Origin of the sequence: Paenibacillus sp. FSL K6-1330 (assembly GCF_037976825.1) — a bacterium.
In the GTDB taxonomy this organism is placed as follows: Bacteria; Bacillota; Bacilli; order Paenibacillales; family Paenibacillaceae; genus Paenibacillus_AQ.
Genome location: NZ_CP150269.1, coordinates 34,116 through 46,119, shown reverse-complemented (window position 1 = coordinate 46,119; position 12,004 = coordinate 34,116). Strand labels below are relative to the sequence as shown.

At 49.5% G+C, this 12,004-nt stretch carries 12 protein-coding genes; 1 reads left to right on the top strand and 11 read right to left on the bottom strand.

From position 1 onward, the window contains the following. Window positions 1-2 precede the first annotated feature (2 nt). The 4 genes from NYE54_RS00215 to pth all read right to left on the bottom strand — a co-directional run bounded on the left by NYE54_RS00215 (window position 3) and on the right by pth (window position 5,708). Window positions 3-1,088, bottom strand: coding sequence for a peptidylprolyl isomerase (locus NYE54_RS00215; protein ID WP_339269204.1), 1,086 nt, complete (start codon window positions 1,086-1,088; stop codon window positions 3-5). After that, the gene (gene mfd, locus NYE54_RS00210; RefSeq protein WP_339269202.1) at window positions 1,072-4,599 is read right to left on the bottom strand and encodes a transcription-repair coupling factor; all 3,528 of its coding nucleotides are present in this window, start codon (window positions 4,597-4,599) and stop codon (window positions 1,072-1,074) included. Before mfd ends, NYE54_RS00215 begins: the two co-directional genes overlap by 17 nt. 186 nt (window positions 4,600-4,785) lie before the next feature. Beyond that, on the bottom strand, window positions 4,786-5,016 hold the full coding sequence (locus NYE54_RS00205) for an anti-sigma-F factor Fin family protein (protein WP_339269200.1): 231 nt from the start codon (window positions 5,014-5,016) through the stop codon (window positions 4,786-4,788). 128 nt (window positions 5,017-5,144) lie between these two features. Then, entirely contained in the window at window positions 5,145-5,708 is a 564-nt protein-coding gene (gene pth / locus NYE54_RS00200) for an aminoacyl-tRNA hydrolase (RefSeq protein WP_076326543.1), read from the bottom strand. A gap of 106 nt (window positions 5,709-5,814) precedes the next feature. Between pth and NYE54_RS00195 the strand changes: the two genes are divergently transcribed. Further along, window positions 5,815-6,015: a hypothetical protein gene (locus tag NYE54_RS00195; protein ID WP_006207422.1), complete on the top strand. Its 201-nt coding sequence runs from the start codon at window positions 5,815-5,817 to the stop codon at window positions 6,013-6,015. Between the two features lie 153 nt (window positions 6,016-6,168). Here the strand turns inward: NYE54_RS00195 and NYE54_RS00190 are convergent, their stop codons facing one another. The 7 genes from NYE54_RS00190 to NYE54_RS00160 form a co-directional block, all read right to left on the bottom strand. Further along, on the bottom strand, window positions 6,169-7,122 hold the full coding sequence (locus NYE54_RS00190; RefSeq protein WP_006207421.1) for a ribose-phosphate diphosphokinase: 954 nt from the start codon (window positions 7,120-7,122) through the stop codon (window positions 6,169-6,171). 81 nt (window positions 7,123-7,203) lie between these two features. Continuing rightward, window positions 7,204-8,598 (bottom strand): bifunctional UDP-N-acetylglucosamine diphosphorylase/glucosamine-1-phosphate N-acetyltransferase GlmU, encoded by a 1,395-nt coding sequence (glmU, locus tag NYE54_RS00185; RefSeq protein WP_339269197.1) that lies wholly within the window; start codon window positions 8,596-8,598, stop codon window positions 7,204-7,206. 110 nt (window positions 8,599-8,708) lie between these two features. Continuing rightward, window positions 8,709-8,993, bottom strand: coding sequence for a septation regulator SpoVG (spoVG, locus tag NYE54_RS00180; protein WP_006207419.1), 285 nt, complete (start codon window positions 8,991-8,993; stop codon window positions 8,709-8,711). 183 nt (window positions 8,994-9,176) lie between these two features. Beyond that, window positions 9,177-10,004 (bottom strand): pur operon repressor, encoded by an 828-nt coding sequence (gene purR / locus NYE54_RS00175; protein WP_339269195.1) that lies wholly within the window; start codon window positions 10,002-10,004, stop codon window positions 9,177-9,179. Window positions 10,005-10,113: 109 nt separating this feature from the next. Next, window positions 10,114-10,968 (bottom strand): 4-(cytidine 5'-diphospho)-2-C-methyl-D-erythritol kinase, encoded by an 855-nt coding sequence (gene ispE / locus NYE54_RS00170; RefSeq protein WP_076326545.1) that lies wholly within the window; start codon window positions 10,966-10,968, stop codon window positions 10,114-10,116. 178 nt (window positions 10,969-11,146) lie between these two features. Beyond that, on the bottom strand, window positions 11,147-11,329 hold the full coding sequence (locus NYE54_RS00165) for a small, acid-soluble spore protein, alpha/beta type (RefSeq protein WP_076326546.1): 183 nt from the start codon (window positions 11,327-11,329) through the stop codon (window positions 11,147-11,149). A gap of 229 nt (window positions 11,330-11,558) precedes the next feature. Next, a complete protein-coding gene (locus tag NYE54_RS00160) occupies window positions 11,559-11,834 on the bottom strand; it encodes a Veg family protein (RefSeq protein WP_006207415.1) in 276 nt (91 codons plus the stop codon). Window positions 11,835-12,004: the final 170 nt, after the last annotated feature.

The following is a 12,004-nucleotide window of genomic DNA, read 5'->3' as shown; positions in this document are numbered from 1 at the left end:
GCTTATTTACCCGTGTCTTCCTTGCCTGCATCCGGTGTTTGATCACCTTCGGCAGGTTTGTCAGTGGTACCGTCTTTCTTCTGGTCTCCTGTGCCTTCGGCAGGCTTGTCCGCGTTCTCACTCTTCGGAAGATTCATGCTCTCAATCAGGTCGTTGAGCTCATTCTGCATAAAGTTGTCGATCTTCGCCGAGGCAAGTTCATTACGAATGCCTTCCTTCTGATCGGCAGGCAGCTTGTCGTAAGACACTTCCTCGCGCTTCTCTACTTTCATGACATGGTAACCGTAGTCAGTTTCTACCGGATCGCTGATCTTATTAAGCTCAAGCGTCAGCGCCTTTTCCTTGAACTGCGGTACCCAAGTGCCTGCCGGTTTGTTCTCATACAGGCCTCCGCTGTTCTTGGAGCCCGGATCCTCGGAGTATTTCTTAGCGACCGCAGCAAAGTCCTCGCCTTTATTCAGCTTGGACTGTACTTCCTTGGCAATTTTGAGCGCCTCGCCTTCCGCTCTTTCCTTGCCTTCCGCATCCTTAAAACCAATCAGGACATGACGAACGCTAATGTTGGTGTAATCCTTCTTGTTCGCCTCGAATTCCTTCTTGATATTCTCTTCGGTTACCTGACTCTTCTCATATTCCATAACGGTCATGACGCGAAGCATATAATTTTTGAGATCGTCTTCCGTCAATTTCTGCGATTCTAGAGCAGCTTTAAACTGCTCCTCGCCCATTCCGCTCTTCTGCTGCTTTAACAAATCGTCCGCTTGCTTCCCGGCAGCTTCCTTCGCTTTATCGTCAGCTTTGGCGTACAGGTATTCATAGGCTACCCCCTGTTTCGCCAAATACTCTTTAAATTCATCCATTTGTAAAAATTGGGCGTATTCCGGGGACATGAACTGAATCATGCGCTGTTCCAGATCAAATTCCTTCTCGGTAATCTCTCCACCCTTATATTTGACAATAACTTTGCTATTATCATTTTCGGTTCCCTTAGTCTTGTCGTTTCCGCACGCAGCGATCATCGACATGGATAGCACTGCTGTGATGGATACCATAAACGTCTTCCATGCCTTGTTATTTCTTGACGGCATTTTGTAGTTCTCCCTTCAGGTTGAATGGCCCTTTTGCGGCCTCCAGGAATTGCTCCAGCAATTCTAACAGTTGTTGATCGGAAAGTCCCTTGCCTTTGATTCGAATGGCCATCGTCGGCCCTTGTTCAAATTGTACACGTCTTTCGAACATATTTCCAATTTGCGCAAGTCCTGCTGTATCAACCGTCTTATCCTGCCCTTCATAAAACTGCAGCAGCACATCGTCGCCGCGCTGGATAATGGAGTCGATCCCGTACGTACGACCATATACCTTCAAGCGGGATACAGCAAGCAGGTTACTTACCGCAAGCGGCAGCTCGCCAAAGCGGTCAAGCAGTTCATCCTCAAGCTCCGCCGATTCGTCGATAGACGAAACGACAGCCACTTTTTTATAAATTTCGATCTTCTGGATGCTGTCATAAATGTAATCTGACGGCAAATAAGCATCAATCCCAAGATCGATGGAAGTGTTCCAGTCCTTCGATGGCAATGGCGGCTCGCCCAGCATGCTGACTTTGCGTTTTTGTATCTCCTCCGCCAGCATCTGTGAATACAGGTCGAACCCGACGGAAGCAATAAAGCCATGCTGCTCCGCTCCGAGCAGATTGCCCGCGCCGCGAATCGACAGGTCCCGCATCGCAATCTTGAATCCGGAGCCAAGCTCCGTAAATTCTTTAATGGACTGCAGCCGCTTCTCGGCCACTTCGGTCAGCACCTTATCCCGCTGGTACGTGAAATAAGCATAAGCGATCCGGTTGGAACGTCCGACGCGTCCGCGCAGCTGATACAGCTGGGAGAGGCCCATTTTGTCCGCATCATGCACGATAAGCGTATTTACATTCGGGATATCCACACCCGTCTCAATAATGCTCGTACTAACCAATACGTCGTGTTCGCCGTCCAGGAAGTCGAGAATGGTCTTTTCCAGTTCCGTTTCCGACATTTGCCCGTGTCCCACACCCACTCGGGCCTCCGGTACCAGCATGGATATCTGGGCTGCCATCTCCTGAATGCCCTGAACCCGATTGTAGAGATAGTAAACTTGACCGCCCCGGGCCAGCTCTCGCTCGATGGCTTCCCGCACCAGGGTCTGGCTATGCTCTACGACATAAGTCTGCACTGGAAAACGGTTCTCCGGCGGTGTCTCGATCACGGACAAATCCCGAACGCCGAGCATCGACATATGCAGCGTACGCGGAATCGGCGTTGCCGTCAGCGTCAGTACGTCGACATTGGTCTTCAGCTTCTTCAATTTCTCCTTATGCGTAACGCCAAACCGCTGCTCTTCATCCACAATCAGCAGTCCCAGATCCTTGAACACAATATCCTGCGACAGCAATCGGTGCGTCCCAATCAAAATATCGACAGAGCCCTGCTTTACTTTCTTGATCGTCTCATTCTGCTCCTTACGGCTCCGGAAACGGCTCAGCACCTGAATGTTGATCGGATAATTGGCAAAACGCTCCCGAAACGTCTCGTAATGCTGTTGGGCCAAAATCGTCGTCGGTACTAGTACCGCAACCTGCTTCCCTTCGATCGCTGCTTTAAACGCAGCGCGAACGGCCACTTCCGTTTTCCCGTAACCGACATCACCGCACAGCAGCCGATCCATAGGCCGGTTCTGCTCCATGTCTTTTTTGATTTCGGTAATCGCTCGAAGCTGATCAGGTGTTTCATCATATGGGAACATGTCCTCGAATTCCTGCTGCTCCGACGTATCTTTCTCAAATCCGTACCCAGGCGCAGTCTGACGCTCGGCATACAGCTTGATCAGATCGTCGGCGATATCCTGAACGGAAGAGCGAACCTTGTTCTTAACCCGCGTCCATTCATTTCCGCCCAGCTTGTAAACCTTCGGCTCCTTGTCTTCCGAACCGACATATTTCTGGATGAGATCGATCTGCTCAATCGGAACGGACAGCTTATCGCCCCCGGCATACAGAATATGCATGTAGTCCTTATGGATTCCGTTGATTTCGAGCGTCCCGATCCCCATATATTTCCCGATACCGTGGTTTTGATGCACCACATAATCGCCGACTTTGAGCTCCGTATAGCTCTTGATGCGCTCGGCGTTGTCCATATTCTTTGTGGTTTTGCGTGTTTTGCGCTGCTTCGAGGAGAACATTTCGCTCTCTGTAATAATGGCAGCATGAACCGAAGGCATCTCGAAGCCATTCTGCAGATGCCCCTCAAACATAATCGGTTCTTCGATGCCATAGTCCAGCAGTACCCGCCGCATGCGGTCCATCCGCTCCGCATCGCCTGCCAGCATCATGACCTGAACACCCGACTTCTTCCAGCGCTCCATCTCAGCCTTGAGCACGTTCATCTGGCCATGGAAATCCTGCATGCCGCGCGTAATCACATTGACGATATTCTGCGGCTGCATTCTTGGCACCTGTCGCAGGAAGATCGAGATCAGTAGACTTTGATAGGGATGCTGATAGATCAGTTCTTCCGTATCCAGTGAAAGCGGCAGATCCGGCAGCGATTTGCCATTCTGCATCAGATGCAAATTCCATTCCGCTTCATCCCGCTCCAGCTGCTTGGCTGTTTCTAACAGACGAGCAGGCTCATCCATAATCAGAATCGTATCCTTCGGCAAGTAATCATATAGATTGGTCTTCTCCGGATACAACAGGGAGATATATTTATAGATTTCAGGGAAATATATCCGCTCGCGCAGCATCTCAACTTCCCGGTGTATTTCATCCCGCAGACGGAGCTTGGCCTGACGATCACTCATGCGCTCGAGCTGCGTCTCCAGCAGACGGACCACCGTATCCGCTGTACGGCTTAGCCGCTCTGAATCTGCAATAATTTCCTTGCATGGTGTAATGGTGACTTCCCGGACCTTGTCAATCGAGCGCTGATCTGCCGGGTCGAAGGTACGAATGGAGTCGATATCTTCATCAAACAGTTCGACGCGGTACGCCATGGTCGTTGTCATCGGATAAAAATCGATGATACCGCCGCGGACACTCATCTCGCCGCGGCTCTCGACGCGCTCCACCCGTTCATATCCCATCTCGATCATCTGGTTCAGGAAGGAATCCAGCACGAGTGTCCCGCCGTCATGAAGTACAATTCGTGCATCAGACATCACTTCAGGAGCTGGAAGCAGACGACGCACGCCGGAAAATGGCGCAACGACAATACCCCGGAAGCCTCTGGCACAACGGACGAGTACATCAATCCGCTGCGCCAGAGTCTCGGGGCTTGAAACGGCCGATTCGGCCGCTACCAGTTCATTCGCCGGGTATAACAATACTTGGTCCGGTGAGAGCGCTTCCTGTAAATCATCCGCAATTTTCTGGGCTGAAAACATATTATGAGTGACAACGAGCAGCGGTCGCTCCTGGTCCTGGTGCAATGCGGCCATTAAGATCTGCCTGGACGACCCAGAAAGACCGGAGATCAATTGCTCCCTCATGCCGGCTTGGACGCCAGCGGTTATGGATTTGAAGTCCGAATCCTTCGAAAATACATCAATAAGTGCTTGTAACAAAAGGGGCACCTCTCTTATGCAAAAGAAATGAATTTCCTAGACTCTATTTCTTATGGAATTTTAGACGATTGCCAAAAAATTATAACCGAAAAGAAGCCTTGAGCAAAACTGCCAAGGCTAGAGCAGCGGCAAAGCCTGCCGCTGTATGTCTTCTACCAAAAAAACGTCGTGTACCCCATTATACGCTCATTGCAGGGGATTTGCCAAAAGGCTAAGTTCCGGATTGGCTTCGAGGGCTTCTCTGCAATGATCGCAGGTTACCCGGACCATCATTTCTCCGTTAAAATCATAGGCTATTATATCCTTGCGTTCCTCAGGGGTCAAGGAATCAAATCCGAGACGAGCTTCGGATACGTAATTGGAATCGATGCGGCCTTGAAACGCCCGACAATGTCTGCAAACATAGGTTATCGCCATCATATGCCTCCTGAAGGTCGTGTATACCTTCAGTATGCCCGGATTTTCCTCGTTTAAGACTTCGATGTTACGGTTGCCCTATGACTTAGGAATCATCTCTTTGGATACTTCCATTCTATGATGCTTTTCTAAGACTTGTTAAACTTCGCCATCGTCTGTTCAAAGGTATGATCCAGACTGAATTCCAGCGCGTCACAGGTCTCCTCTACCATGCTCTGCAGCTGTTCGCGTTCCTTCTTCGGAAAAGTACCGAGCACATAATCCACAATCGCATAACCCGGCTCAGGCCTCGATATGCCCATACGAACACGGTTGAAGCTCTGAGTCCCGGTATGCTGAATAATGGATTTAATGCCATTATGTCCTCCGGCACTGCCCTGATACCGCAGGCGGATCTTACCGACCACGGTATCCAAATCATCATAGACCACAATCATGTCCTCAAGACTCACTTTATAATAATCCATATAAGCACGCACGGCCTCGCCCGAAAGATTCATGAACGTCATCGGTTTGATCAGGACGGTTTTGGTGCCGCCAATCATCCCTTCGGCGATGACCGATTTGCATTTATTCTGGTTGAACTTCATACCGTGTCGCTCTGCCAGTGCATCCAGCGCCATGAATCCAACATTATGGCGTGTCTTCTCATAATTTGAACCGGGGTTGCCCAGTCCGACAATCCATTTCATCACAGGTTGATTCCTTTCACGATTTATACTTTCTTCTTTGCGCATTTCTGAGTACAATATGAACAAAACCTATCGGCGTTATGCCTCATAAGAAGGTGAATCGGCATTGAAAGCTTTCGAACAGAAATTAACGCACCACAGCCATTTTCAATACCATATGAAGCATGGCATCCCTGTTCAAGTCTATGAACTGGGTTGTCACATAGACGTGGGTCTGATCACGGCAGTCGACGCCTACTTTGTCGAGCTTGAGGGAACGCTGTACAACCGGAGTACGTTCACTTTTATCTCTAGGCCCGGATATTAACAAGCTGGATCTCTATTAACAGGCTGGACTTATGAAAACGTTTTCTTTCTGACTGTTCCTCTGCTTTTTGCTAACCAAAACGGCAAAGTCGTTATAGCCGACAAGGGTTACATCTCCTCATGAGGAGATGTAACCCTGCCTTTACACGGTTTATTATTCTATTTCAAACAATTTACTAATCGACAATTCCTCATGAACCCGGATGATGGCTTCACCCATCAACGGAGCAACCGACAACACCGTCAGCTTGCTGCTCGGGTTCGGATTGGTGATCGGAATGGTGTCTGTTACAACAACTTCCTTCAGCGGGGAGTTTTCCAGTCGCTCATGGGCAGGGCCCGAGAGAACCGGATGTGTACAGCACGCGTAGACTTCCTTCACGCCGCCTTCCATCAACGCATTGGCACCCAGCACAATCGTACCGGCGGTATCGATAATGTCATCAATCAGAATAGCGGTCTTGCCTTCGATATTCCCGATAATGTTCATGACTTCACTGACGTTCGGCTCCGGTCGGCGTTTATCGATAATCGCCAGCGGCGCATTCAGGAAATCAGCAAGCTTTCTCGCGCGAACCACACCGCCGTGATCCGGAGATACAACGACTGGGTTCTCGATCTGCTTTGAACGGAAATATTGGGCAAGAATCGGTACGCCGAGCAGATGATCCACCGGAATATCGAAAAATCCCTGAATCTGCATCGCATGCAGGTCCATCGTAATGACGCGATGAGCTCCTGCTTTTTCAATCAGGTTCGCAACCAGCTTAGCGGTGATCGGATCCCGCGAACGCGCTTTGCGGTCTTGACGGGCATATCCGTAATACGGAATAACCACGTTGATGCTCTTCGCGGATGCCCGCTTGAGCGCATCCACCATAACCAGCAGCTCCATCAAGTTATCATTCACCGGCAAACAAGTGGACTGCACAATATAAACATGGCAGCCCCGTACGCTTTCGGAGAGCTTTACTTGAATCTCGCCGTCGCTAAAGCTGGTTGTATGCGATTCCCCCATCGGAATGCCGATATAATCGGCGATCTGATGGGCAAGTTTAGGATTGGAATTACACGTGAATATTTTTAATTTAGAATCAAGATAAGTCATAGAATAAAAACCCTCCGTGCTGGTTCGTTGAATTAGGTATCCGATCACCGCTTCATATCTTGGTTATGGAAGCAGGGATAATTACGATTTCTTGTTCTTCTTGGCGATGGCGCGTGCCCGGATCTTCTCTGCGTACCCTGGCTTGTTCTCCTGACGATGTCTGGCGATGGCCAGATCATTGTCCGAAACGGAATGCGTAATGGTAGAGCCTGCAACAACGAATGCGCCCTTGCCCACCTTCACCGGTGCAATCAAATTCACATTACTGCCGATAAATGCATCATCTTCAATTTCGGTAATGGACTTATTATAACCATCATAGTTGACTGTAATCGCACCACAGCCGATATTAACGTTTTTGCCGACTTTGGCATCACCAACATAACTGAGATGGGATACTTTAGAGCCGTTGTCAATCGTGGCGTTCTTCACTTCGACGAAGTCGCCCACCTTTACATCATCCCCCAGCTTGGCGCCTGGACGAAGATAAGCAAACGGTCCTACGGAGGTCCGGGTGCCGACTTCAGCGCTGCTGAGCACCGAATGTTTGACGCTTGCGCCATCCGCGATAACAGAGTCCTCGATATCGGTATCCGGTCCGATCACGCAATCTTCACCGATCACTGTATTCCCTTTCAGGACGGTACCGGGATAAAGCACTGTATCTGAACCAATCTTAACATCAGCTCCGATATAGGTTGAAGCCGGGTCAATGATCGTAACACCGTTCAACATGTGCTTGCGGTTGATGCGCTCTCTCATGAAGCCTTCAGCTTCCGACAGCGCTAGGCGATCGTTAACGCCAATCGATTCCGCGTAATCATCGGTCTGATAAGCAAGCACGGTCTCGCCGGCTTGTTTCAAAATGCCGACGCAATCGGTCAGGTAATATTCCTGCTGCGCATTCTGGTTGGTTACATTATCCAGTGCAGCGAATAGCTTTTTATTGTCAAAACAATAGGTACCGGTATTAATTTCAGTGACTGCGTCCTCTTCCGGACTGCAATCCTTCTGCTCAACAATCCGAAGTGCGCTGCCATCCTCGCCTCGAATGACCCGGCCGTAGCCTTTCGGGTTATCCATATGCGCGGTAAGCACCGTAGCGGCCGCATTGTTGCTTTCATGAAGCTTCAAAAGATTTTCCAGTGTCTCGGACGTCACCAGCGGAGTATCCCCACAAATGACAATCGTGGATCCTTCTTCGCCACCAAGTAATTCCTTAGCTTGCTTCACAGCGTGACCCGTTCCGAGCTGCTGCTCCTGCAGTACATACTCGGCTGCGTCTTGCAGATAAGCGCGAACCGTTTCCGCACCATGGCCTACGACCACAACACTGCGTTCACAGTTTACCTGCTGTACAGTTTGCAATACATGTCCGACCATCGGCTTGCCACAAACAGGATGCAGCACTTTATATAGTTTGGATTTCATACGTTTGCCCTGCCCAGCGGCGAGCACAATAGCAAATCTTTTCAAGGGCCATGCCTCCTCCTCTTGAACTCACTACTGAATATATATCATTCTACAAAAAAAGAAAAGAGAGCCACAGGTATGGCTCTCTTTTCCTTGAACCCCAATTGTAAATCTTAAGCGCCTTCTTCAATCACTTCTTCTTCAGTAGCCGCTCGCTCATACTCGGCCAATACAGCCGATTGAATTTTCTCGCGAGTACCGGAAGAAATGGGATGGGCAATGTCGCGGAATTCTCCATCAGGAGTGCGTTTGCTCGGCATTGCAACAAACATTCCATTGTTTCCGTCGATGACGCGAATGTCGTGAACGACAAATTCATTATCGATGGTAATGGATGCGATTGCCTTCATTCTCCCCTCAGAGTTAACACGGCGGAGTCTGACATCCGTAATTTGCATATGTGTTCACCACCTTTTTCCATCAGAGACTTGGTGTATAATTCCACACAGCAAACCATAAATCCTTCTTTTTTCTAATACAAAATGTCCTAAAAACAGGAATTTTTTTTAGAATGTGATATTTTCGACAGACTTCGGGCTAATTCGAATGAAAACGCTATTATATCGACAAATATCGCGACTCTATTTTTCGAAGTAATTACCAGGGTTTACGGTAATTCTCTTCGTTTTGGAGTCCACATCGCTTAAGATGGCTAGTGAAATATAGTCCTCCAGAAGTCTTTCCTCGGTTTCCACCGCTCCTGACTCTACCAGCACACCGACACCTGCGACTTCTGCATTAAATTCACCAAGCAGATCGACCATTCCCTGAATGGTCCCGCCTGCCTTCATAAAATCATCCACGATCAGCACACGAGAGCGTTCCTTGAGCGCCCGGCGGGATAATGACATGGTATGAATGCTCTTATGTGATCCCGATACATAATTGATGCTTACGGCCGATCCTTCCGTCACTTGATGGTCCCGTCGAACTAGTACGACCGGCAGGTTCAATTGTGCCGCTGTCGCATAGGCCAGCGGAATCCCTTTGGTTTCCACGGTCATGACCACATCGATATCCCGGTCGGCAAACGCCGTGGCAATGATCTTGCCCGCCTCATTCATCAGCGAAGGTTGTCCGAGCAGATCAGACATGTACAAATAACCTCCCGGCAAAATCCGATCCGATTGCTGAAGCTGCTGACACAGCTCCTCCGCAAACCGCAAGGCATGATCTTTGCGCAGCTTCGGAATGTGGCGGACTCCTCCCGCTGCGCCGGCCAGCGTCTGAAGCTCTCCGAGCCCCTCGCTCTCGAACACGTCCTTAATGATTGCCAAATCCTCACTGATGGATGACTTGGCTGCTCCATATCGCTCAGCGAACGTTGTCAGCGGAATCAGCGTATGCGGTTTAGATAGTAAATATTGGGTCATATCGACCAATCGTTCGCTTCGTTTTAATTTTTTCACCTAGGGTTCCTCGCTAAATCCGAATATTATATGTTAAATATAACACCTTTGTACGTATTTATACAACTTTGTTTGAAATTCGACCCCGAATTGTCAAACATAACCGTTTCTAAGTCAGTAGGCGAACGGCATACACTTCCTTACAGAATCCCCGCAGGCCATTGTAAATCCGGGCTACCTTGGATTCCTTGGAGACGAGACCGAAGACCGTTGGACCGCTTCCGGACATGAGCGCACCGTCAGCTCCCAATTTCAGCATTCCTTCCTTCAACTGCTGAACTTCCGGGTGCATCTTCAAGGTAACCTCCTCCAGCACGTTACCCAGCGATTGGCACATCTGCTGGAAACTGCCTTGCGTAAGCGCCTCGACCATGCGTTCAGCCGATGGATGGTGCTGAATCTGCTCGCTGCGCAAACGGCCGTACACTTCCGCCGTCGACACATTGATCGGCGGCTTCGCCACGATCACCCAGCACTGCGGCGGGTTTGGGATCGGCGTGAGTACCTCGCCGCGCCCTGTAGCCAGTGCGGTGCCGCCGGTTACACAGAACGGCACATCCGAGCCGAGCTCTGCGCCCAGCGCGAGCAGCTCCTCCTGGGGGATACCCAGTCCCCAGAGGCGGTTCAAGCCGCGCAGTGTTGCCGCTGCATCACTGCTGCCTCCTGCGAGTCCAGCGGCAACGGGAATTTTTTTGTCCAGGTGAATATGCACACCCTTTTTCACGTCATAGCGCTCTTTAATTAGTCTTGCTGCCTGAAAGGCCAAATTCTTCTCGTCCAGCGGTATGTACCCTGCCTGTGAGGTGATGATGATGGTGTCCCGCTTCTGTTCGGACATTTCGAGCCGATCGGCGAGGTCAATCATCGTCATGACCATCTCTACCTCATGGAAGCCGTCAGGACGTTTATGAAGTACATCCAGCATCAAATTGATTTTGGCCGGTGCTTTTTCGTATATTTTCAAGAACGTTCACCTATCCTTAGCTTTTCCCCATATGCTTGAACTTAACATATTCGAGGAAAAACATCTAATGCCTCTATATTAACAAACTCAGGCTTTGAAGTCATGGGACCGTTTGATGGGGTAAACAAACAGGGGCTTCCGCTTAACCGGAAGCCCCTGCCGCATTATGGTCTTTCTCTTACAGATCGGATTTGCTGGCTGCCCGCTCGGCGAGCTCAATCGCCCGCTTTACCATGTTGCCGGCATCCTTGGCCTTAATGCCTCCCCAGCCTTCTTTTTCCACGGTATCGTAGAACCCCAATTCCTTAGCCAATTCGGTCTTCAATTGATCGGACATAATGCTTCGTCTTCTCCTGCTCATCAATCCCGCCTCCTTGGAAAATGTAATTGAGTATGGCATGAACAGCATCCGGCGCGATTGCAGTGGCTTTTACGAACCCCTGCAAGCTAACCTCCTTCACCGCATATGCGAATGAAGAAGGCCTCGCGCAGCCTTAGTATGTGTTCAACCCCCGCTTGTCATTCCCCGGATCGATGGCAACAAAAAACAGCCTCCCTGTTAGTGGAGACTGCTCTCTCATGACATATCGTTATGACTTGATATAGGTGATTCGCATCTCGTTGTCATCACCGGTTACCATGATTTCCACGGTTTCGGTCAGAATATCGGCATAACTGTAGGACACACGTTTAAAAGTTTGCTGGTCTTGATCCAGCTTCACAATGAAAACAGAAGGGTACGTTTCTTCCAAAACACCAGTACGCTCGACGGTCTTCCGACGGCCACCGTTAGCCCGAAGCGTAATTTTTTGCCCTAAATGGGCATCGAGACTGCGTTTGATTTCCAACAGCGCGTTTTTAGCCATTGTCGACGACCACCTCTTTCCTTGTCCATTATACAAAAGATTCAGTCATTTGTCAATTCAAAAACATTAATTATATCAGCATCAAAAATATATTGTCAACGTATTTTTTTTGACCCTGGATTTCTCGTGTGCATTTGCTTTAATATGCGCTAAATTGACAAGCTTTATGT

Excerpts from the sequence above, each read along its gene's own strand:
- NYE54_RS00215 (WP_339269204.1), bottom strand. The coding sequence starts at position 1,088 with ATGCCGTCAAGAAATAACAAGGCATGGAAGACGTTTATGGTATCCATC.
- NYE54_RS00205 (WP_339269200.1), bottom strand. The coding sequence starts at position 5,016 with ATGGCGATAACCTATGTTTGCAGACATTGTCGGGCGTTTCAAGGCCGC.
- pth (WP_076326543.1), bottom strand. The coding sequence starts at position 5,708 with ATGAAATGGATTGTCGGACTGGGCAACCCCGGTTCAAATTATGAGAAG.
- NYE54_RS00190 (WP_006207421.1), bottom strand. The coding sequence starts at position 7,122 with ATGACTTATCTTGATTCTAAATTAAAAATATTCACGTGTAATTCCAAT.
- spoVG (WP_006207419.1), bottom strand. The coding sequence starts at position 8,993 with ATGCAAATTACGGATGTCAGACTCCGCCGTGTTAACTCTGAGGGGAGA.
- NYE54_RS00165 (WP_076326546.1), bottom strand. The coding sequence starts at position 11,329 with ATGAGCAGGAGAAGACGAAGCATTATGTCCGATCAATTGAAGACCGAA.
- NYE54_RS00160 (WP_006207415.1), bottom strand. The coding sequence starts at position 11,834 with ATGGCTAAAAACGCGCTGTTGGAAATCAAACGCAGTCTCGATGCCCAT.